Genomic DNA, 22,635 nt, shown 5'->3' on the forward strand with positions numbered 1-22,635 from the left:
ACCATATGTTTTTAAACAAAAAACACGTATCTCGCCGTTTAAAAAACCACGAAAAGTCCAATTCCTCACAGTACAAAGTATAAAAACCAGTCAAATGTTAAAAATAAAAATTTTAAGCTGGTTATATTACCAACAATAGCACTGTAAACTACACAAAAAGCAAAATGACAATATAATCACCTGCAATTTACATGATGAGCAATATATAAAATCTGCTATTAATTTCAACATTTACCATTCTGGCAGATTTTTCCCCCAATTAGGGAGTTAATGACAATGTTTTCAACTGGGTCCCGTCTGCGTAGTGCAGCAGCCGATACTTTTGCACTCGTGGTGTATTGTTTTGTCATCGGCATGATAATTGAAATAGTGATCTCGGGGATGACCTTCCAGCAGTCTCTCTCTTCCCGGCTGGTCTCAATTCCCGTCAACATTCTTATTGCCTGGCCCTACGGCGTATATCGGGATGCTTTCATCCGTTTTGCGCGTTGTCATGCTGGAGAGCATTTTTGGGCGAAAAGTCTGGCCGACTTACTGGCCTATGTCAGCTTCCAGTCACCGGTTTATGCCATGATTCTATGGTCAGTCGGAGCTGATTTAGAGCAAATCACCACAGCGGTAACAAGTAACGCCTTGGTTTCAATGGCAATGGGTGTGGCTTATGGCTACTTTTTGGAGTATTGCCGCAGGTTATTCCGTGTCGCAGGCTATGTTTGAATACCCGTCATCTTTTAAGTTGCAGGTGTGTTGGCTACGCTCGTTCACCCGAATCACTTACTGATGTAAGCTCATCGGGGTTTTCTTGCTTGCCGCCTTCCTGCACCATAAAATCTATTGGGTATTAAGCGTCCTAATCGAAATGTTTATTACTCAGTTATTTGCGGCTTAAACTGCCGCGGCGGAACAGGTTGCGGCGAATGCGGGTTAACCCCGGTTTTGGCTTATGAGGCTCATCTAAGCTGGCTAATACCAATTCCAATACACGCTCGGCAACATCACGGTGACGCTGTGCCACCGCCAATACTGGGCATTCGAGGAAATCCAACAGCTCATTATCACCAAAAGTAGCAATCGCCAGATTAGCTGGCAGACGGCCACTTTGTTTTAAAGTGACATCCATAACGCCCTGTAACAGCTGGAACGAGGTGGTAAACAATGCCTGTGGCATTGGATGGGTCTTCAGCCATTCAGCGAACAGCACCCCCGCAGCATCGCGCTCGTAGCTATTGGCATACAGGAAATCAACCTTGCGCGGATCATCTTTCCACGCCTCACGGAACCCCATCTCCCGCAAGAAGCTGACGGATAGTTCTGGCAGTGCGCCCAGATACAAAACGGACTCCGCAGGGAAAGAACGCAGCTCTTGCGCCAACATTTGCGCATCTTCTTGATCTGCACCGACGACGCTGATGAAATGTTCCCGATCAAGTGCACGATCCAGTGCGATTATCGGTAATGGATCATTTGCCCAACGCTGATAAAACGGGTGCTCCGGCGGCAAGGCGGTTGAAACAATGATGGCGTCAACCTGGCGCTGTAACAAGTGCTCGATACAGCGCATTTCATTATCGGGTTGATCTTCAGAACAAGCGATCAGCAGTTGATAACCCCGCTGGCGAGCCTGTCGCTCCAAATAATTAGCGATACGGGTGTAGCTGGTATTCTCCAGATCCGGGATAACCAAACCAATAGAACGGGTTCTGCCCGCGCGCAATCCTGCCGCAACAGCATTTGGGTGATAGTTATGTTCCCTGACAACCGCCATAACTTTGTCTACTGTTTTATCGCTGACCCGGTACTGTTTCGCTTTGCCATTAATGACATAACTGGCCGTAGTGCGCGAAACACCCGCAAGGCGCGCGATTTCATCCAGTTTCACATTGACCCCTTATAAACCCTGTAAAGTGATGTCGTCGGTTAGACTAAGATGTCTATAGACATAATTTGACCATGGATATGATCTAACCGCAGAACTCACTATTGAGCAACCGCTTTCACTGCTATATAACGCTATCCAGGTTAAAAAATAAGAAAAAAAAAGCTCAGCATACCTGCTGAGCCTGATAATCGGAGATTAGTCAGTATTAATCACCATGATTAACGCATTATCTTGTCACCACGGGAGACACCGACAATACCGGAGCGAGCCACTTCAACAATTTCGGCCACTTCGCGCACGGCATTCAAAAATGCATCCAGTTTGTCGCTGGTACCCGCAAGCTGCACGGTATAAAGCGTGGCGGTAACATCGACAATTTGCCCACGGAAGATTTCAGCGCAACGCTTCACTTCTTCACGCCCATAACCACTGGCTTGTAATTTTACCAGCATGATTTCGCGCTCAACATGTGACCCCGAAACCAGCTCGCTAACCCGCAATACATCCACCAGCTTATGCAGCTGTTTTTCAATCTGTTCCAGAACCTTGGCATCACCCACAGTTTGGATAGTCATTCTGGACAGTGTCGGGTCATCGGTTGGCGCAACCGTCAAACTTTCAATGTTATAACCGCGCTGAGAAAACAAGCCGACCACCCTTGATAGGGCACCTGATTCGTTTTCCAGCAGAACTGATAAAATCCGGCGGCGCATAATTATGTCCTCTCCGTTTTACTAAGCCACATTTCGTCCATGCCACCACCGCGAATCTGCATCGGGTAAACATGCTCTGTTTCATCGACAGTCACATCCACAAACACCAGGCGATCAGTCTCGGATAATTGTGTCAAAGCATCGGCCAGCTTGCTTTCCAACTCATCCGGTGTCCGAATGGAAACACCAATGTGACCATAGGCTTCTGCCAATTTGACGAAATCAGGCAGAGAATCCATGTAAGACTGTGAATGTCGGCCAGAATAGATCATATCCTGCCACTGCTTCACCATGCCGAGATAGCGGTTATTCAGGTTCAAGACCAACACTGGCAAGTTGTATTGCAGCGCGGTAGATAATTCCTGAATATTCATTTGGATACTGCCATCACCGGTGACACACACCACGGTTTCATTAGGTAAAGCCAATTTCACCCCAAGGGCCGCAGGTAGACCAAAGCCCATGGTGCCCAAACCGCCTGAGTTGATCCAATGACGTGGTTTATCAAAGGGATAGTAAAGTGCAGCGAACATTTGATGTTGACCAACATCCGAGGTGACATAAGCATCACCTTTGGTCAGGCGATGCAGTGCTTCAATCACCGCCTGCGGTTTAATTTTGCCACTGTCCCGGCTGTAGCTCAGGCAATCACGAGCACGCCACTGTTCAATGGATTGCCACCAATCACGCAAACTATCAAAATCTTGTGCGCAATCAATTTGCGGCAATAAGTCCAGCATTTGCGTCAATACTTGTTTGGCATCACCGACAATCGGGATATCAGCTTCCACCGTTTTTGATATGGATGTTGGGTCAATATCAATGTGTACCACAGTCGCATTCGGGCAATATTTCGCCAGATTATTGGTAGTGCGGTCATCAAAGCGCACGCCCACGGCAAAAATCAGATCGGTATTGTGCATGGCCATATTGGCCTCAAACGTCCCGTGCATCCCCAACATGCCGACACTTTGACGATGAGTCCCTGGGAAGCTCCCCAACCCCATCAGAGAACTGGTGACCGGTAAATTCAGCTTCTCGGCGAATGTCAGTAATTCTTGATGGCAAGCCGAGTTAATCGCCCCGCCCCCGACATACATAATCGGCTTTTTAGCTGCCAGAATGGTTTGCAGCGCGCGTTTGATCTGCCCGCGATGGCCTTGCACCGTCGGGTTATAAGAGCGCAAGCTAACCTGTTCAGGATAGGCATAAGGCATTTTGACCGCAGGGCCAACAATATCTTTTGGCAGATCAATAACTACCGGCCCAGGACGACCTGTTGACGCCAAATAAAAGGCTTTTTTCAATACGGTTGGAATATCTTCGGTGCGCTTGACCAGGAAGCTGTGTTTGACCACCGGGCGGGAGATCCCCACCATGTCACATTCCTGAAAAGCATCGTAGCCAATCAGTGAGCTCGGTACCTGACCAGAAAGCACCACCATTGGCACTGAATCCATATACGCCGTCGCAATACCGGTAATCGCATTGGTCGCACCGGGGCCGGATGTCACTAGCACCACCCCCACCTCGCCGGTTGCTCGTGCATAGCCATCGGCCATGTGAACCGCACCTTGTTCATGGCGCACCAGCACGTGATCGATGCCTCCGACCGTGTGCAGGGCATCGTAGATATCAAGTACGGCCCCGCCGGGATAACCGAATACATGCTTAACGCCCTGATCGATTAACGATCGGACCACCATCTCGGCTCCTGACAACATCTCCATGGGTTTTGCCTCCAGACTTAGTTTGCTCATTGGATAACGGGAAGTCATTTCCACAGGATCCGGTAGGGAAGGCACCACGCCCTCTATTCCTATTCTTTGCTTGTTATTCTTTGCTTATATAAGTATTGGGATGTTCATTAACGTAATTAACTTATTAACATAACGTCAGAATTTCTGGCAGGCAAACAACAATTCTCTCAACTAAAGGCAATTCTGTCGGCCACACACTACATTCACCCTCATTATGAAAATAAAACACTGCCTGAGGGTGGGAGTTCTTGTTTTTAACGTCGCATTAACACTCAATTATAGAACTAAATCAGGCTGAGAATTTTTATCCATTAGCTACAGCAAAATAATCGCTGCTACGCATATAGAGAGGGGAAGAGAGAAAGTGGGTTAGAAAATCAGCACTGACCGGTATCATCAGATAGATACCGGTCAATGTGGTGAAAAGTTGATGGGTTAATCGCGGTACATGGAGTCAATTTCATTCTGATAGTTCTGGAGAATGATTTTACGCCGTAATTTCAGGGTGGGGGTTAATTCACCTGTTTCCATCGTGAAAGCCTGCGGCAACAGAGTAAAGCGCTTAACCTGCTCGAACTTTGCCAGCTCTTTTTGCATCTCTTTCAGCCGTTGTTCGAACAAACTGACAATATGGCTATGACGTAACAGTTCGAGCCGGTCGTGATATTTCAGGTTTATCGAATGCGCATATTCTTCCAGCGATTCGAAGCACGGGACAATCAGCGCCGAGACAAATTTGCGGGTATCGGCAATAATAGCAATCTGCTCGATAAAACGATCCTGACACAAAGTGCCTTCAATCATCTGTGGTGCAATGTATTTCCCACCAGATGTTTTCATCAAATCTTTCAGCCGCTCTGTGATGAATAAATTCCCTTGTGGATCTAGCGCGCCAGCATCACCAGTTTTGAACCAACCATCCTCAGTAAAAGATTCTGCGGTCTCTTGCGGTTTATTGAAATAGCCGCGCATGATAATCGGGCCACGCACCTGAATTTCATTTTCAGCGCCCAAACGCACCTCGATCCCCGGTAATGGCTTACCGATAGAACCAAACCGGAAGTCTTTCTCTTCCCAACAAGAGACAGTGGCACAGGTTTCTGTCATGCCATAGCCGTACTTGATATTGATACCAATCGCTTGGAAAAACAGAATAATATTGTCATCCAGCCGTGCACCTGCGGCCGGTAAGAAACGCACTTTGCCCCCCAGCAGGTCGCGCAACTTACTCAATACCAGACGATCCGCCAGCTTAAACATCTGCTCAGAGAACCACGAGGAGGTTTGCCCATTGTGCAAAGCTTGGAATTTGCGTTCGCCACACCGAACCGCCCAGTGGAATAGCACCCGGCGATGCCATTTTGCCGAGGCAACTTTGTCATTTATAGCACTGAACACTTTCTCATAGAAACGCGGAACCGCGCACATGACCGTCGGTTTTACGGCCTGCATCGCGGCACGCACCCAATTGGTGTCCCTGATATACACATTTTGCGCGCCGGTATGCATGACATAGAAACTCCAGGCCCGTTCAAATACATGGGACAGCGGCAGGAAACTAAGAGAGGTATCTTCAGATGTCAGGGCCAAGCGCTGGTCATGCAAATAGAGCTGAGCGGCCATATTTCGGTACTCCAGCATCACACCTTTCGGCTCGCCGGTGGTGCCTGAGGTATAAATCAGTGTGAATAAGTCACTTAAATCACAACCATCTATACGCGCGGTTAATAAATGCTGTTGTATCGCATCGGGTTGCTGCTCAAAATCAGCCAAATGTTGGGCATATTCGCAGCCACGTAAATCTACATTGGGATCTAATACCACAATGTGGCTCAGTTGTGGGCACAGCGGCTTGAGTGTGATTGCGACATCAAACTGTGCTTGTTCACCGACAAATAAAATGCGCACATCAGCATCATTCACGACATAAACAGCTTGCGCGGTCGTATTGGTGGCATACAAGGGCACACTCACGCCGCGTATTTGTAAAATAGCTAAATCTGCCAATGACCAAGCCATGCTGTTATTAGCAAAAATCCCAACACGCTCCTGGATTGCCACACCCAAAGACAACAAAGCCGCTGAAATCCGCGTCACATGAGTATTAATCTGCCGCCAGGTCAGTTGATTTTCGCCCTCTGGCGACCATTCACGGAACGCGACCTTGTCAGCTCTCTGGCTTATTTGTTGGCGCAACCGGCGCACAGGGTGATATTTATCTAATAGTTGAGTCATAACATCGCAGCTCGCTGAGAAATCATTTGTTAAAGTGTACCACTGCTTTTGCTTATGAGCTTTCAGCTTACAGCCGTTCACTTTTTTCGCGCAGTCTACCCACTCTGTCGCCTATGGCAAATAAAATTCAGCGCAGAAGTGTGAGCTGAAATAGATTCTGACGAAAAATACAGCGCTCAGAACGGCGGAAAGGGGATTAAGGCAGATAGAAATATTTTGCTGGATGGGATACAAAAAGATTCACTTTAAATTAGGCTACTGCCCTTGCCTGCCACTGAGAATAAGACCATTTCAGTGGCAGGACTTAAGGATAATAATTACGAAGGGATACTAAGTTGACCGAGCAATTCTTTCATCCACTGATGTCCCTTATCTCTATCGGTTGATTCATGCCAAGTGAGATAACATGGGCGGCAAGTCTCCTCCCACGGTAAGGGGATAAGTTTCAGATTAAGGGCCTCGCTATATGTTTGAACTAACCAACGAGGAGCAATCGCAACAAGGCTAGTTTGCGCGACAATATTCAGCACACTGTTCATATCGGTACTTTCATAAGCAATAGTTTGGCTACTGATGGCCGATTCATAATAAAGCTCACTGAAAGAGCCCACTTTATCTAAGGACACCACCGCATGTAATTCAGAAAGAAGTTGTTCTTGAGTAATTGAATTATTAATACGGGGATGATCTTTAGATACTGCCAAAACGGACTCATCTTGGGATAATGATATATCATGAAAATCGGAACGTTCGAACTTGGTGTAACCAATAACAAATTCGGTTTCTTGATAACGTAACTGATGTTCAATATTCTCATTAAGATAAGATCTAATAATGAGCTGAACATTGGGTGCTAATTGATTAACCCGCTGTATGATTTGTGCGGTTAGCCTGATATCCAGAGGGCTACAAATAGATAAATTAAATACGCGCCCACTATTTTTGGCTTCAAATCCCGCACCTGGTAACTCATTTTGCACTAATTGCAGTGCTTGTCGTACTGGCCCAAAAAGCTGGCGTGCTCTGGCAGTTGGCTGAATACCTCGGCCATAACGAACAAACAGTTCGTCATTAAACATCACTTTGAGACGAGCTACGGCGTTACTCACCGCAGGCTGGGACATCCCCAATGACTGTGCAGCACGTGTCACATTATGCATTTGCATCACAGCATCGAAAACAGTTAATAGATTGAGGTCGACACTGCGTAAATGAACGTCGCTTCCTTCTTTTTTGGTGACTTGACTGTCGATTACTACGTTGTGTTCAAACATGCTTAACTCCACTAAGCTTTATGCAGATGGCATGATTAATAAATAACCTCATAGATATTCATTATTTTTTCAAAATATCTTTGAACACTTATCATTAATGATACCAATGTTCTCTTTAATACCTGAAGAGGTAAAATCGAGTCTCATCCTTGTATAAGTGTGAAAATATAAATCACACCTAATGCATTTGGTGATCGGTAAAAACTATAGACAAATATATAAACAAGAAGAATATGCAAAATATTTTGCATGGTAAATAAAATCAATCTGCATTGTCAATATTAAGGCCACACCTCATCAATATTAATAATAGAACTTTTGACATGTTCACATCACAAAATGAGAGGATTAACAACTATGGCATTAATGAATAATAAATTCTTCACTTATAACTTATTAACCCTTAATTATATTAAAAAAAATACAAAAAACATAAAATACTTCACTTAATCTAATTATAATTAATATAAATAGTCATGAAGTATAAAAAAACAAGAGCAAAGATACACATTAAGATAAGATAACTGCTGTGTAAATTCACTATCTGTATAAAAAATAGGACTACCTGCGGTTAATTATTAATCTCTTAATTTAATTATCCCTCAACCGAGTTGAAAAACACACTAATCAGAGCCACAGAGATAAAGTAAACAGACCCTCACTTCATCACATAACAAAAGCACAATTTATCACAGAGACAAAAAGCACAATCCCCCGCATTTTGCGTATTATGCCAAACAATGCAAATTCCACAGTTTAGATAGTCAGATTAAACACCTTTAAAAATTAATTTTTAAGCTTTTTATGTCGTTATACTGAATTCAGTATCCTCGTAACCAGTTGAACACGCCATTTTAAACAAATGTTGACACAACCATAGAATTCACGTATCAATTTAGGTAACGCAATATTTTAACCAATGAGAAACTGAAAAATTATGTTCTACTCAACCCGTCTACTAGGCCTACTACTCAACGCATCTCACTTGCGCGGTATGTTGGTGGACGGAAATCAGAACTGATTCAGTCATCAAGATTAACAAGCCCGCGCAAATGCGCGGGTTTTTTTTTACCCGCTAAGCGCAAATGTAAACACGACAAGGAATAACCCATGAGCCAACAAGTCATTATTTTCGATACAACCTTGCGCGATGGTGAACAAGCACTGCAAGCCAGCTTGAGTGTTAAAGAGAAGCTGCAAATCGCGTTAGCACTGGAAAGAATGGGCGTCGATGTCATGGAAGTCGGCTTCCCGGTTTCCTCCCCTGGCGATTTTGAGTCAGTTCGCACCATCGCCCAGCAAGTCAAAAATAGCCGGGTTTGCGCCTTGGCGCGCTGTGTCGACAAAGATATCGATGTTGCCGCTGAAGCTTTGCGTATTGCCGAAGCATTCCGTATTCACGTGTTTTTGGCGACCTCCACTTTACATATTGAATCCAAATTAAAGCGCTCATTTGATGATGTGTTGGCGATGGCGGTGCATTCAGTGAAACGCGCCCGCAACTATACCAATGACGTGGAATTCTCTTGCGAAGATGCCGGCCGCACCCCAATTGATAACTTGTGCCGCATCGTAGAAGCCGCAATCAATGCCGGTGCCACCACCATCAATATCCCTGATACCGTGGGTTACACCACGCCTTATCAGTTCGGTGGAATCATCACTGACTTGTATAATCGGGTGCCGAACATTGATAAAGCCATCATCTCTGTCCATTGCCATGACGACTTGGGCATGTCAGTTGCCAACTCCATTACCGCAGTACAGGCCGGAGCACGTCAGGTCGAAGGCACCATTAATGGTTTGGGTGAGCGCGCAGGTAACTGCTCACTGGAAGAAGTGATCATGGCGATTAAAGTGCGCGAAAACATGCTGGGTGTGCATACCAATATTAATCATCAAGAAATTTACCGCACCAGCCAATTGGTCAGTAAATTATGCAATATGCCAATACCCGCAAACAAAGCTATTGTCGGCAGCAATGCTTTCGCCCATTCCTCCGGTATTCATCAGGATGGCGTGCTGAAAAATCGCGAAAACTACGAAATCATGACGCCGCAATCTATCGGCTTGAAAGAAGTGCAGTTAAACCTGACTTCCCGCTCGGGTCGTGCCGCAGTAAAACACCGTATGGAAGAGATGGGTTATCAGGATAAAGACTATAATTTGGATTCCTTATACGACGCATTTTTGAAGTTAGCGGATAAGAAAGGCCAAGTTTTTGATTACGATTTGGAAGCTTTGGCCTTCATTAATAAGCAGCAGGAAGAGCCAGAACATTACCGCTTGGACTATTTCAGTGTGCAGTCTGGCTCCAGCGTGATGGCGACAGCATCGGTGAAATTGGTTTGCGGTGAAGAAGTCAAATCAGAAGCGGCCACCGGTAATGGCCCCGTTGATGCGGTGTATCAGGCCATCAACCGCATTACTGATTACCCTATTGAACTGGTGAAATATCAACTGTCGGCCAATGGTCAGGGTAAAGACGCATTGGGTCAGGTTGATATCGTGGTTGACCACAAAGGCCGCCGCTTCCATGGTGTCGGCCTGGCAACAGATATTGTCGAGTCATCCGCCAAAGCATTGGTTCACGTATTAAATAACATCTGGCGCGCTCATCAGGTCGAAATCGAGAAACAGCGCTTGCAACAAAATAATCAGGAAATGGTGTGAACATGACTCAAACTTATCATATTGCCGTTTTGCCCGGAGACGGTATTGGCCCTGAAGTAATGGCTCAGGCGAATAAAGTATTGGATGCAGTGCGCCAGCGCTTTGGTATCAAGATTTCAACCAGCGCTTATGATGTGGGGGGCGCGGCAATTGACCGTCATGGCAGCCCATTACCACCCGCAACTGTTAGCGGATGCGAGCAAGCTGACGCCATTTTATTCGGCTCCGTGGGCGGCCCAAAATGGGAACATTTGCCACCGGCTGAACAACCTGAGCGCGGTGCGTTGTTACCATTACGCAAACACTTCAAATTATTCAGCAACTTGCGACCTGCTCGTCTGTATCAAGGTTTAGAAGATTTCTGCCCATTGCGCAGTGATATTGCCGCCCGAGGTTTCGATATTCTGTGTGTGCGCGAATTAACTGGCGGTATCTATTTCGGTCAACCAAAAGGTCGTGAAGGCCAGGGTATGCACGAACGTGCGTTTGATACTGAAGTTTATCACCGCTTTGAAATTGAACGTATTGCCCGCATTGCCTTTGAGTCTGCCCGTAAACGCCGCGGCAAAGTTACCTCTATTGATAAAGCCAATGTGCTGCAAAGTTCGATTCTGTGGCGTGAAGTCGTCACCGCCATTGCCGCCGATTATCCAGATGTGGCGTTATCCCATATGTATATTGATAACGCCACCATGCAGTTAATTAAAGACCCATCCCAGTTTGACGTGTTGCTGTGCTCCAACTTGTTTGGCGATATTTTGTCAGACGAATGCGCCATGATAACTGGCTCCATGGGCATGTTGCCATCCGCCAGTCTGAACGAGCAAGGTTTTGGTTTGTATGAACCTGCGGGCGGCTCTGCGCCAGATATCGCGGGCAAAAACATTGCCAACCCCATCGCGCAAATTCTGTCTTTAGCTCTATTGTTGCGCTTTAGTTTGGGTAAAGACGACGCCGCTGGCGCGATTGAAAACGCCATCAATCAAGCATTGGAACAAGGCTATCGCACCGCTGATTTGGCCGGTGATGGCAAAGCTATCGGCACGAATGAAATGGGCGATATCATCGCTAAATTCGTGGCGGAGGGGGTTTAATATGGGCAAGACCTTATATCAAAAACTGTATGATGCGCATATCGTTCACGAAGCGCCGAATGAAACCCCGCTGTTGTATATCGATCGTCACTTAGTGCATGAAGTGACCTCGCCGCAGGCCTTTGACGGCTTGCGGGCCATGGGCCGCCCGGTGCGTCAGCCGGGTAAAACTTTTGCCACCATGGACCACAACGTTTCTACGCAAACCAAAGATATCAATGCCAGCGGCGAAATGGCCCGGATTCAGATGCAAGAGTTGATCAAAAACTGTGCTGAATTTGGCGTCTCTTTATATGACTTGAATCACCCATTCCAGGGTATCGTCCATGTGATTGGCCCAGAGCAAGGTATGACCCTGCCGGGGATGACGATTGTGTGTGGTGACTCCCACACCGCGACCCACGGCGCATTTGGCTCATTGGCCTTTGGTATCGGCACCTCAGAAGTTGAGCACGTATTGGCCACCCAAACCCTGAAACAGGGCCGCGCCAAGACTATGAAAATTGAAGTCAATGGTGAGGTTGGTCCGGGTATTACCGCCAAAGATATCGTGCTGGCGATCATCGGCAAAACCGGCAGCGCCGGTGGCACCGGGCATGTAGTGGAGTTCTGTGGCAGCGCGATTGAAGCGCTGAGCATGGAAGGCCGGATGACCTTGTGCAATATGGCGATTGAAATGGGCGCGAAAGCCGGTTTAGTCGCACCGGACGACACCACCTTTAACTATTTGAAAGGTCGGCAGTTTGCGCCAACTGGCGAGCAATGGGAACAAGGTGTCGCCTACTGGCGCAGCTTGAAATCTGATGCTGACGCCAAATTTGATACTGTCGTCACCTTAGATGCTGCCGAGATTGCACCACAAGTGACTTGGGGCACCAACCCAGGCCAGGTCATCGCGGTGAATGAAATCATCCCAGCACCGGAATCTTTCAGTGATCCGGTTGAGCGCGCCTCGGCAGAAAAAGCCTTGGCTTATATGGACTTGCGCCCAGGAATCAAGTTGACCGAAGTGACGATTGATAAAGTCTTTATTGGCTCTTGCACCAACTCGCGTATTGAAGATTTGCGCGCTGCTGCCGCCATTGCACAAGGCCGTAAAGTGGCGACCGGCGTGCAGGCGATTGTGGTGCCCGGCTCTGGCCCAGTGAAAGCGCAGGCCGAAGCCGAAGGTTTGGATAAAATCTTTATCGAAGCCGGTTTTGAGTGGCGTTTACCCGGCTGCTCTATGTGTTTGGCGATGAATAATGACCGCCTGGAGCCCGGCGAGCGCTGTGCTTCCACCAGCAACCGGAACTTTGAAGGGCGTCAAGGCCGTGGAGGGCGTACCCATTTGGTTAGCCCGGCAATGGCTGCCGCAGCGGCGGTCAGTGGTCACTTTGCTGATGTCCGCGACTTATCCGCCGCCACCCACTAATCGGAGATACCACCATGGCAAAATTTACTCAACACACGGGTCTGGTCGCTCCATTAGATGCGGCGAACGTCGACACTGACGCGATTATCCCGAAACAGTTTTTGCAAAAAGTGACCCGCACCGGCTTTGGTCAACATCTGTTTAACGACTGGCGTTTTCTCGATGACGCCGGCAAAGTGCCCAACCCTGAATTTGTGCTGAACCAACCGCGCTATCAGGGCGCGACCATTTTGTTAGCGCGCGAAAACTTCGGCTGCGGTTCATCACGTGAACATGCGCCTTGGGCACTGACCGACTTCGGTTTTAGAGTGGTTATCGCCCCAAGTTTTGCCGATATTTTTTACGGCAATTCATTTAATAACCAGTTATTGCCGGTCACATTAAATGAAGCGGATATTGATACTTTATTCAAGTTGGTTAAAGAGAATGAAGGCATCGAGTTTATTGTCGATTTAGAACACCAGACAGTAAATGCCGGTGGGAAAAGTTATTCTTTCGAAATCGATACTTTCCGCCGTCATTGCATGATTAACGGTTTAGACAGTATTGGCCTGACACTACAGCATGAAAGTAATATTTCAGCCTACGAAAAACAACAGCCAGAATTTCTGCGTTAATTATTTTTAGTTTACTTTGTGAGTATATTGTTGGTGTCAGGCTCCCCTGACCCAACAATTCAAAACCTATCAAAATTCTAATCAAAAGCTCATTCCCCTCCCATTTAATATTCGCGCAATAACAAAAAATGATAATAATCAATTAAATACAAACCAGTATCACAAGCCATTGGATTGCATGAATATTAGTAATTCTACTATATTTTGTATTGATTGTAATTTGTGCTGATGGTCACCTTTTATTTTTTCAACCGCGCTATGCTGTTATTGACTATTCATCTCTAGAGGTCGCCCTATGACACGCATTATATTGCGTTACAAAGCACGCATCTCCGGCGATAGCCGAGCTTGGTTTAATATAGATTACCGCCTCGCCAACGATTTCCCGCGTTAACTCCCCCATTGCTTATTCAGCTGCGGCTGAAAATCTCATTTATTTATTTTGTTGCCGTCATAGGTAATGCGAATAGTTATTTTCGCTCGTCACTAAATGACTGTACTTTTAATATATGCCCAAAGTCATTGGAGTTGCAGGTAGGCGGCTAACGCCCCTGCGGCTTCAAGTACGAAAGGTATTTGGAGTTATAAGCTATGAAACGCATTCCTGAACCCTTCCGTATTAAAATGGTAGAAAATATTCGGATGACTAACCGGGAGGATCGTGAAAAAGCACTGATTGAGGCGGGCTACAACCCATTCTTACTCCCCAGTGAAGATATTTATATTGATTTACTGACTGACTCTGGCACCGGAGCGATGAGTGACCGTCAGTGGGCTGGATTAATGATGGGCGATGAGTCCTATGCGGGTTCGCGCAACTATTATCACTTGTGTGACCAGGTTAAAAAACTGATTGGCTATCCATTTACTATCCCAACCCATCAAGGGCGCGGCGCGGAACAAATTCTATTCCCTTGTCTAATTGCCAAAAAACAAAAAGCAGGGGGAGCCAAGAACCCGGTCTTTATTTCCAACTTCCATTTTGATACCACCGCCGCTCACGTTGAGATGAATGGGGCGAAAGCTATCAACGTGGTCACTCCGAAAGCCTTTGATACTGTGGCTTATTATGACTGGAAAGGGGATTTCGATTTAGACCAACTGCAAGCCACTATTGCCGAGCATGGTGCTGACAATGTGGTGTCAATTATTACCACCGTCACCTGTAATAGCTCCGGCGGGCAGCCAGTTTCAATGAGTAATATGCGCGAAGTATATCGAATTGCTCAACAGCATAATATTCCGGTGGTGATTGATTCCGCCCGCTTCTGTGAAAACGCCTGGTTTATCAAACAGCGCGAGCCGGGTTATGGCGATAAGTCGATCAAAGAAATCATTCTGGAAATGTATCAGTATGGCGACATGCTCACCATGTCAGCCAAAAAAGACCCGATGGTAAATATTGGCGGCTTATGCTGTTTCCGTAACGATGAAGACCTGTTCAACGACGTTCGTATCCGTTGCGTACCAATGGAGGGTTTTGTGACTTATGGTGGTTTGGCTGGCCGCGACATGGAAGCGCTGGCGATTGGGCTGGAAGAGGGAATGAATGAAGACTTCCTGACTTACCGTATTGGTCAGGTCGAGTATTTGGGCGAGCGCCTACGCGCAGGCGGTATTCCGATTCAATATCCAACTGGCGGTCATGCAGTATTTGTTGATGCCAAAATCCTGCTGCCACATATTCCAGCCGAACAATTCCCGGCACAAGCCCTGAATAACGCCCTGTATCTGGAGGCGGGGATCCGCAGTGTGGAAATTGGCTCATTGCTGCTAGGCCGTGATCCGGAAACCGGCAAACAAAAACCGTCGCCATTGGAATTGCTGCGCCTGACTATCCCGCGCCGGGTCTACACCAATGACCATATGGATTATATTGCGGATGCACTGATTTCACTCAAATCACGCGCCGAGGAAATCAAAGGTTTGACTTTCACCTACGAACCGCCAGTTCTACGCCACTTTGTTGCTCGGTTAAAACCCGTCGAATAAACAGCCACTGCCCCCAAGACCACGGTGTTGGGTTTTGGGGTATTCCCATGATTAGATTGATTTTAGTCCGGGCGATTAACACATCGCTCCTCTCCTATCCAGCGCCCTGCGGGGCGCTAAGCTTCTCTGACTCGCGCACAAATGATAAGTGAGAGCGTGGCGAGAATCATCGCCATGACATACACCGAATCATGTCCCCAGGTTTCCGTTAATACCCCTTGCAGCACCCCAGCCAGAATCACCCCGGTTGAAATACTGTTAGTAAACAGCGTGGTAGCCGCCCCCGCTCTGCCCGGCATTAAATCCTGAAAATAAAGCATGCCGATCCCGGCAACAATGCCGATGAAAATGGCATTAAAAATCTGCAATAACATCAGGGCGGTTTTGAATTTAAACAGCACCAACCCCGTATAAAACAGCACGCCAGCCAGCACCGCAAACAGCATAATTTTGCGCTTACCAAAACGCCTGACTGAATAACCCGCCAATAACATGATGGGGATTTCCAACCCGGCCGCCGTACCCATCAATAACCCCGCCAATCGCTCAGGCAACCCCAAATTTGCGGTGATATATAAAGGCATATCAATGATGTACATGGTGTTGCAAGTCCACATCAGCATTGAAGCAATAAACAATAACAACACGTTTTTATCAGCAAACAAGCTCACTTGCGCCGCCACAGGCGCATCTGCCACCGGCTCCGCTCGCTTTACCGACGGCAGAATAAACCACACCACCAGCGCACTCAGCACAAAAATACCGGCCGCAATGCTGAACATCAGAGTAAAGCCATAATTCAGCGCCAATAGAAATGACAGCGGCGGCCCGATAACCCAAGCTAATGAGAGCTGCGCACGCATAATGGAGCTGAACATCACCACTTCGCGAGCCGAGCTATCGGCATATTCACGCGCCAAGGCGAAAATTTGCGGCATCGCGGTGTTAGCCACAGCGGCCAGCACCACACCGGCGGTGATCAAGGTCAGATAATCACGATTAAAAGCAAATAACAGGCAGTTCCCTACCGCCATTAAGTAGCAAACCATAATGAGTTTGCGCCGATCCCCGCGCGAGTCCGAGCGCTTGGCCAGCACAAAGCTGACGGTAATCCCGGCAATCGCATTGACGGTGTAAAACAGCCCAACCCACAATGGCCGCACTTTGACTTCGGTGCTTAAAAACAGACTTAAGGTCGGAGCTTGCAAGGCACCCGCAATACCAGAGAGAAAAGCCACCACAAAGAAAGCGAGAAAAACCGGATTAATACGACGGGAAAAGGTTAAGGCAGATTTCATTCCAGGCTCCAGCGCCAGAAACAACAATTAAACGCTATGCTACAGAAGCGCGCAGATTTATATAGAGAAAAATAGAAAAGCCGCATTAATTTCACATCCCAGTGATTCGGGTGAGAGCGTGAAGCTAACAACGCCACAGCTTCAAGTGCGAAAGGTAATAAAAAAAGCCAGTGGCATAAACCACTGGCTGGTGAAACTCACCATTACTCAGAAACTTTTGCGACTCGGTAAAGCATGACTCGATTACAAAGTGTGTTCAGTGCGGGCGATAATATCGTCCTGCGCATCCGGCGACAGCGCGGTGAAAAATGCTGAGTAACCGGCGACTCTGACCACTAAATCACGGTAGCGATCTGGGTGCTGCTTGGCCTCCAGCAATGTCTCACGCGACACTATGTTGTATTGCACATGCCAGCCCAGATACTCCTCAAAGAAAGTGCGCAACATCATCATCAATTTTTCGCGGTCACGCGGATTATCTAATGTCGAGGGGTTCAATTTTTGATTGAGCAACACGCCGCCCAGAATCGAGGCTGTGGGCAATTTTGACAATGAGTTAAACACTGCCGTTGGCCCCAGATGGTCTGTGCCAGACGCGGGGCTAGCCCCTTCCGCCAATGGGCTGTGCGCTTTACGGCCATCGGGGGTTGCCATGGTCGCTGCGCCAAAGGGCACGTTGGCAGAGATAGACGAGGTTCCGGCATAATAGGTGCCGCCAATCGGGCCGCGACCAAAACGCGTATTGTGATAGTGCTTCAGCTCATCAATGTAAGTCTGATAAGCCCGCACTAACAGTTGGTCGACATCATCAACATCATTGCCGTATTTCGGCGCTGAATTAATCAAATGCTGGCGTAGCTGCTCGCCATTCAGGCCAGCAAAATCATTGGCTAATGCCGTGGCCAATTGCTGTTGGCCAATAAGTTGTTGTTCAAACACCAATTTGCGCACTGCCGCCAGGCTGTTACCCAAATTGGCAATCCCGACTTGTAGGCCGGAAACCCAGTCGTAACGCGCCCCGCCCTGCTTGATACTTTTGCCGCGTTCAATGCAATCATCTACCAGCGCCGAACAGACGATATCGTGGGCGTTCTCTTCCAATATAGTGTCCACCACACACTCTATTTCAATGGATTTGCGGGTGTAATAGCGAATCTGCGCATCCCATTGCGCCATGACTTGAGAGAAATCGCTAAAGTTGCCTTTCGACAATCCTTGATCTTGCGGCAAGAACACTTGGCCGGAAGTGGCATCGCGGCCTTGCTCCAGCGCCGCCAACATCACTCTGGCGAAGTTAATGAAACTCATGCCGGTGCAGCGGTAGCCCCACTTGCCGCCGACGGCGGTTTCAATACAGCCAATCGCGGCATAATCATAGGCATCCTGCGGCTCGACACCCAGTTTGATAAATTCGGGAATAACAATTTCATCATTATTGAACGCGGGCATACCAAAACCGCAGCGAATGACTTGCACGCAAGCATCGAGGAAATCATCACTGATACCGGCATGATAGCGGACACTGAGATTGGGCTGGGTTGAACGTAAACGCCCACAGGACTCCAGCACCGCATAAGAAAGCGGATTCACCGCATCAATGGCTTTGCCCTGCACTAATTTTTGCCCGCCGATAGTGACGTTTTGATAAAGCGGGCTACCCGCCGAGGCCTTGGAGTGCGAGCCAGAGCGGATTTTGTTCACTTCCAACAATTTCAACCAGCAGCTATGCAGCATTTCAATCGCTTGTTCGCGGCTGAGAGTGTTTTCCAGTTCGACATCGCGGCGATACCACGGATACAAATATTGGTCCAGACGGCCAAACGAGACGGAATGACCATTGGATTCAATTTGTAAAATCAGTTGAATGAAATAGCACAATTGCAGGGCTTGCCAGAAAGTTTGCGGCGGCTGATGAGCAATTAACTCACAGTTTTCGGCGATTTTTTGTAGCTCGACGCACCGCCAGTCACGCGTTTCTTCCTGCACCATTTGCCGAGCCACCGCGGCGTAGCGCTCAATATGTTCGCTCAGCGCCGCCAGCGAGATATCAATGGCTTTCAGAAATTGTTCTTTGTGTAGGTCACTCCAGTCAGTCAATTGCAAGCGGGAGCGGCGCTCCGTAACTTTACTGCGCAGGCCATCCAGCCCTTTTTCCAGCAATAACGGGAAGTTAACCGCCAAATGCGCATCGCCAGAGGTCATATTGCCTTCGGCTTTTATAATGCCGGTCGCCAGCAACGCTTTTTGCTCATCAGTAAACATGCCGTAGCAGCGGTCTTGCACTGTTTGTCCGCGCCACCACGGGCACAGTTGGTGTAATACGGTTTTGTCGGCTTCACTGACTGAGAAACCGGCACCAGGGCGGTCGGCCAGCTCGTCAATTTCATTCTCAATCCAGCTCACCGTATATTCAGGGAAAATCGGTGCAGCGCGTAATTGGCTAGCCTGATTACCAATAATCAGCTCATCATTTTTAATCCAAACAGTGCGTTGCTGTAAGTGATGGGCCAGCGCCAACGCCCGCCGAACCGGCAGCGGTTTATCCTGATGCTGTTGATAAGCCTCGGTATAATGCAACGCCCGCTCAGTACAAACTGGCGGTTTTACAATATGAATCAGCGCGTTTTTATGCTGTTTTGTCCGTTCGCTTAGGGTTACCAAATCAAGAGTGGTCATTGCGTCATCCTCTTAAGATTGCCGTCAGGCCCTTGTCACGGGCATAACTTTCCGCGAAGGCCAGTAGGTCAGGAGAGTCCAAAGGTGTACTTGCCGCCAGATACTTTTCACCCAGCAGCGAATATTTGCGGATGCCCAGTGTGTGATAAGGCAGGAAGTGAATTTCTTTCACCCCAATCTCATCCGCAGCAAAATCGACAATCCCTTGTACTGAGCGACGGTCAGCATTGAAATCCGGGATTAAGGGCACCCTTACGGTGATATGGGTGCCTGCTGCCGCTAATTTGCGGAAGTTATCCATGACCCGCTTAGCCGAACCGCCAGTCCACTGCTGAAAACGGCGCTCATCGGTGTGTTTCAAATCTGCCAGCATCAAATCCAACCAGGGTAAAGCGGGGGCGATATAGCGCCACGGGGTATGCAAACAAGATTCAACCGCGGTATGAATGCCAAGCTGATGGCAGCGCTGCAATAATTCAGCGGCCACTTCCGGCTGCATAAAAGGTTCGCCGCCAGATAATGTCACCCCGCCGCCACTGCGCCGATAAAATGGCAAATCGCGCAGTAAAGTCTCCATAGTGGCGTCGATATCCATTGGGCTGCCGCACACCGTCAACGCGCCACTGGGGCAGCGAACTTTCAGTGCTGAAATGTCGTCTTCAGCCAAGAATTGACGATGAATAACAAGTTTATTATCAATGCGTTGGATTGCTTCCGGGCAAGTCTGATGACATAAATCGCAACCTGATAAGCACAAGCGAGGGTCAAATAACACCTCTGGCTTAGGCGAACGACTTTCAGGGTTTTGGCACCAGCGGCAACTCAGCGAGCAGCCTTTGAGGAACACCACACTGCGAATGCCGGGGCCGTCATGAGTGGAATAACGTTGTAAGTTGAAAATCATCTTATTCCTCCCCTTGGCGGTGATCCTCGCCACTATTGCACGATAACCTGCTTTCAATGGTTGCCAGTATCTGCGTAATATAGGGAAAGAAAAATTGATGAAGTTTGCCGAGGAGTTCCCCTTTTATGTCTACTTCCCGCTTGCAACAGCAGTTTATTCGCCTTTGGCAGCGTTTTAGTGGTTTGCCCACAGAAACCACTTTGCAGGAGCTGGCTGAGGTGCTCTGTTGCTCGCGCCGCCATGTGCGCTCTTTATTGGGCAGTATGCAGCAAGAGGGTTGGCTGAGTTGGCAGGCGGAAGCCGGCCGTGGTAAGCGCTCACAACTGACCTTCCTCTGTTCCGGATTGGCCTTACAACAACAGCGGGCCGAAGAGTTGTTGGAACAAGAAAGTATTGATCAACTGGTGCAGTTGGTCGGGGATAAAAAAGCGGTGCGCCAAATGCTGCTATCCCAGTTGGGGCGCAGCTTCCGGCAAGGTAAACATATTCTGCGGGTGCTCTATTACCGGCCATTACAAAACCTATTACCCGGCACCGCGTTGCGCCGCTCAGAAACTCATATGGTGCGGCAGATTTTTAACGGCCTGACGCGGATAAATGAGGAAAATGGGGAACTGGAACCTGATTTATCTCATCACTGGCAAGCCATCAGCCCATTACATTGGCGCTTTTATTTGCGCCCAGCCATTCATTTTCATCATGGCCGTGAGCTGGAAATGAATGATGTGATTACCAGCCTGACTCGGTTAATCCCCCAACCGCTGTTTTCGCATATCACGGCAGTGCGCTCGCCGACGCCGTATGTGATTGATGTGCATCTCAGCGCCCCGGATAACTGGTTGCCGTGGTTGTTGGGCAGTGTGCACGCCATGATCTTGCCGCAAGAGTGGGAAAATCAGCCGGATTTTCGTCGGCATCCGGTCGGGACAGGCCCTTATTCTGTGATTCGAAATCACCATAGCCAATTGAAAATTCAGGCATTTGATAATTATTTTGGTTTTCGCGCACTGATTGATGAGGTCAATATTTGGGTATTACCGGAGCTGTCTGAAGAATTGGTTTATTCTGGTGTGCAATTGCAAGCTGACGATACCAGTAAAAATGAGCTGGAAAGTCGGCTGGAAGAAGGCTGTTATTTTCTGCTATTCGACCAGCGCTCACCCCAAACCTGCCATCCTGACATCCGCCGTTGGCTGTGTGAACTCATCACCCCCGTCGCCCTACTCAGCCATGCCGATCCCTTTTATCAGCGCTACTGGTCACCGGCTTATGGCATGTTGCCGCGCTGGCATCATAACCGGCTCACCGTATTGGAACCTAAACCAGAAGGTCTGACCGAACTGACACTGACGTTTTACAGTCACCATTCAGAGTTTGATGCTATCAGCCAAACCTTGACCACATTATTAGCTGCACATGGGGTCAAATTGCTCATAAATGTGGTGGATTATGTCAGTTGGTATCAGGGGGATGCGCAGAGCGACATCTGGCTCGGCAGCGCCAATTTTTATCTGCCATTAGATTTCTCATTATTTGCCACCTTGTATGAGCTGCCACTGCTGCAATATTGCCTGGATGAAAAACTGCACCAAGATGTTGAATTATGGCGAAATAATGCCCTGCCGATGGCGGAATGGAGCCAGCGCTTGGTCAGCCAGAATCAATTTCACCCACTGTTCCATCACTGGCTAGAATTATATGGGCAGCACAGTATGCGCGGGGTGCGCATGAACACACTCGGCTGGTTTGACTTCAAATCGGCCTGGTTTACGCCGCCAGAGGGCTAAACTCGCTTTCGCCCGCCCCAATTAAACTCTACAATAGCGCCGTCTCAACGGGGTGCAAGAACATCGCTAGCCAAGTTCAATCCGGTGCCGCAAGTGTTAAAAACACAGCGAGCCGGGTTCAGACAGTGGCGGACAGCACGGAGAAACCGGAGCGTACTTGAAGTACGTGAGGATTTCGAGTACTGCCCAACGCTGTATCAACCACGGCGCAGCACGTTTTTGCTGAGAGCAAACCCGTCGAACCTGATCCGGTTAACACCGGCGGAGGGATTTGAGAAAAATAACGCCGTATCATCTTGATATTTATGTTATTTACCGC

The 22,635-nt window shown here is 48.1% G+C and carries 16 protein-coding genes, 1 other RNA gene and 1 riboswitch; of the genes, 8 read left to right on the forward strand and 9 right to left on the reverse strand.

What is annotated here, in order from left to right:
• The first annotated feature begins 276 nt into the window (after positions 1 to 276).
• Complete coding sequence (locus DX162_RS02590; RefSeq protein ID WP_004388988.1) at positions 277 to 717, forward strand: L-alanine exporter AlaE; 441 nt, start codon at positions 277 to 279, stop codon at positions 715 to 717.
• A 157-nt stretch (positions 718 to 874) separates the two neighbouring features.
• On the opposite strand, the gene cra is transcribed toward DX162_RS02590, so the two are convergent.
• From cra to leuO, 5 genes are all read right to left on the reverse strand, one after another.
• Entirely contained in the window at positions 875 to 1,879 is a 1,005-nt protein-coding gene (gene cra, locus DX162_RS02600) for a catabolite repressor/activator (protein WP_004388987.1), read from the reverse strand.
• A 218-nt stretch (positions 1,880 to 2,097) separates the two neighbouring features.
• Positions 2,098 to 2,592, reverse strand: coding sequence for an acetolactate synthase small subunit (gene ilvN, locus DX162_RS02605; protein ID WP_004388986.1), 495 nt, complete (start codon positions 2,590 to 2,592; stop codon positions 2,098 to 2,100).
• 2 nt (positions 2,593 to 2,594) lie between these two features.
• Positions 2,595 to 4,322 (reverse strand): acetolactate synthase 3 large subunit, encoded by a 1,728-nt coding sequence (ilvI, locus tag DX162_RS02610; RefSeq protein ID WP_032819136.1) that lies wholly within the window; start codon positions 4,320 to 4,322, stop codon positions 2,595 to 2,597.
• 465 nt (positions 4,323 to 4,787) lie between these two features.
• A complete protein-coding gene (locus DX162_RS02615; protein ID WP_004388984.1) occupies positions 4,788 to 6,587 on the reverse strand; it encodes an AMP-dependent synthetase/ligase in 1,800 nt (599 codons plus the stop codon).
• 317 nt (positions 6,588 to 6,904) lie between these two features.
• Positions 6,905 to 7,861 (reverse strand): transcriptional regulator LeuO, encoded by a 957-nt coding sequence (leuO, locus tag DX162_RS02620; protein WP_004388983.1) that lies wholly within the window; start codon positions 7,859 to 7,861, stop codon positions 6,905 to 6,907.
• A 1,110-nt stretch (positions 7,862 to 8,971) separates the two neighbouring features.
• Here leuO and leuA point away from each other — a divergent pair.
• The 6 genes from leuA (at position 8,972) to tnaA (ending at position 15,651) form a co-directional block, all read left to right on the forward strand.
• Positions 8,972 to 10,534 carry a 2-isopropylmalate synthase gene (gene leuA / locus DX162_RS02630; protein WP_004388981.1) on the forward strand — a complete coding sequence of 521 codons (1,563 nt, stop codon included), beginning with the start codon at positions 8,972 to 8,974 and terminating at the stop codon, positions 10,532 to 10,534.
• A gap of 2 nt (positions 10,535 to 10,536) precedes the next feature.
• Positions 10,537 to 11,628, forward strand: a complete 1,092-nt coding sequence (gene leuB, locus DX162_RS02635) for a 3-isopropylmalate dehydrogenase (RefSeq protein WP_004388980.1) — start codon at positions 10,537 to 10,539, stop codon at positions 11,626 to 11,628.
• 1 nt (position 11,629) lies between these two features.
• Positions 11,630 to 13,042, forward strand: coding sequence for a 3-isopropylmalate dehydratase large subunit (gene leuC, locus DX162_RS02640; RefSeq protein WP_004388979.1), 1,413 nt, complete (start codon positions 11,630 to 11,632; stop codon positions 13,040 to 13,042).
• A gap of 14 nt (positions 13,043 to 13,056) precedes the next feature.
• A complete protein-coding gene (gene leuD / locus DX162_RS02645; RefSeq protein WP_004388978.1) occupies positions 13,057 to 13,659 on the forward strand; it encodes a 3-isopropylmalate dehydratase small subunit in 603 nt (200 codons plus the stop codon).
• 295 nt (positions 13,660 to 13,954) lie between these two features.
• Positions 13,955 to 14,053 (forward strand): tryptophanase leader peptide, encoded by a 99-nt coding sequence (tnaC, locus tag DX162_RS02650; protein WP_071777574.1) that lies wholly within the window; start codon positions 13,955 to 13,957, stop codon positions 14,051 to 14,053.
• Positions 14,054 to 14,250: 197 nt separating this feature from the next.
• A complete protein-coding gene (tnaA, locus tag DX162_RS02655) occupies positions 14,251 to 15,651 on the forward strand; it encodes a tryptophanase (protein ID WP_004388977.1) in 1,401 nt (466 codons plus the stop codon).
• Positions 15,652 to 15,767: 116 nt separating this feature from the next.
• Here tnaA and DX162_RS02660 read toward each other — a convergent pair whose 3' ends face one another.
• The 3 genes from DX162_RS02660 to DX162_RS02670 form a co-directional block, all read right to left on the reverse strand.
• Positions 15,768 to 16,949 (reverse strand): sugar efflux transporter, encoded by a 1,182-nt coding sequence (locus DX162_RS02660; RefSeq protein WP_032819135.1) that lies wholly within the window; start codon positions 16,947 to 16,949, stop codon positions 15,768 to 15,770.
• 243 nt (positions 16,950 to 17,192) lie between these two features.
• On the reverse strand, positions 17,193 to 19,625 hold the full coding sequence (locus tag DX162_RS02665) for a formate C-acetyltransferase/glycerol dehydratase family glycyl radical enzyme (RefSeq protein ID WP_004388974.1): 2,433 nt from the start codon (positions 19,623 to 19,625) through the stop codon (positions 17,193 to 17,195).
• 4 nt (positions 19,626 to 19,629) lie between these two features.
• Positions 19,630 to 20,529, reverse strand: a complete 900-nt coding sequence (locus tag DX162_RS02670) for a glycyl-radical enzyme activating protein (RefSeq protein WP_004388973.1) — start codon at positions 20,527 to 20,529, stop codon at positions 19,630 to 19,632.
• Positions 20,530 to 20,654: 125 nt separating this feature from the next.
• Between DX162_RS02670 and sgrR the strand changes: the two genes are divergently transcribed.
• The gene (gene sgrR, locus DX162_RS02675; protein ID WP_098080989.1) at positions 20,655 to 22,316 is read left to right on the forward strand and encodes an HTH-type transcriptional regulator SgrR; all 1,662 of its coding nucleotides are present in this window, start codon (positions 20,655 to 20,657) and stop codon (positions 22,314 to 22,316) included.
• Between the two features lie 94 nt (positions 22,317 to 22,410).
• On the opposite strand, the gene DX162_RS02680 is transcribed toward sgrR, so the two are convergent.
• Positions 22,411 to 22,484, reverse strand: a non-coding RNA gene (locus tag DX162_RS02680) — sX9 sRNA.
• 24 nt (positions 22,485 to 22,508) lie between these two features.
• Positions 22,509 to 22,603: riboswitch (TPP riboswitch) on the forward strand.
• Positions 22,604 to 22,635: the final 32 nt, after the last annotated feature.

The organism is Yersinia kristensenii (genome assembly GCF_900460525.1).
Taxonomy (GTDB): domain Bacteria; phylum Pseudomonadota; class Gammaproteobacteria; order Enterobacterales; family Enterobacteriaceae; genus Yersinia; species Yersinia kristensenii.

Coding starts and splice junctions, on each gene's coding strand:
- DX162_RS02590 (WP_004388988.1), top strand. CDS start 277: ATGTTTTCAACTGGGTCCCGTCTGCGTAGTGCAGCAGCCGATACTTTT.
- ilvN (WP_004388986.1), bottom strand. CDS start 2,592: ATGCGCCGCCGGATTTTATCAGTTCTGCTGGAAAACGAATCAGGTGCC.
- ilvI (WP_032819136.1), bottom strand. CDS start 4,322: ATGGAGATGTTGTCAGGAGCCGAGATGGTGGTCCGATCGTTAATCGAT.
- DX162_RS02615 (WP_004388984.1), bottom strand. CDS start 6,587: ATGACTCAACTATTAGATAAATATCACCCTGTGCGCCGGTTGCGCCAA.
- leuO (WP_004388983.1), bottom strand. CDS start 7,861: ATGTTTGAACACAACGTAGTAATCGACAGTCAAGTCACCAAAAAAGAA.
- leuA (WP_004388981.1), top strand. CDS start 8,972: ATGAGCCAACAAGTCATTATTTTCGATACAACCTTGCGCGATGGTGAA.
- leuB (WP_004388980.1), top strand. CDS start 10,537: ATGACTCAAACTTATCATATTGCCGTTTTGCCCGGAGACGGTATTGGC.
- leuC (WP_004388979.1), top strand. CDS start 11,630: ATGGGCAAGACCTTATATCAAAAACTGTATGATGCGCATATCGTTCAC.
- leuD (WP_004388978.1), top strand. CDS start 13,057: ATGGCAAAATTTACTCAACACACGGGTCTGGTCGCTCCATTAGATGCG.
- tnaC (WP_071777574.1), top strand. CDS start 13,955: ATGACACGCATTATATTGCGTTACAAAGCACGCATCTCCGGCGATAGC.
- tnaA (WP_004388977.1), top strand. CDS start 14,251: ATGAAACGCATTCCTGAACCCTTCCGTATTAAAATGGTAGAAAATATT.
- DX162_RS02660 (WP_032819135.1), bottom strand. CDS start 16,949: ATGAAATCTGCCTTAACCTTTTCCCGTCGTATTAATCCGGTTTTTCTC.
- DX162_RS02665 (WP_004388974.1), bottom strand. CDS start 19,625: ATGACCACTCTTGATTTGGTAACCCTAAGCGAACGGACAAAACAGCAT.
- DX162_RS02670 (WP_004388973.1), bottom strand. CDS start 20,529: ATGATTTTCAACTTACAACGTTATTCCACTCATGACGGCCCCGGCATT.
- sgrR (WP_098080989.1), top strand. CDS start 20,655: ATGTCTACTTCCCGCTTGCAACAGCAGTTTATTCGCCTTTGGCAGCGT.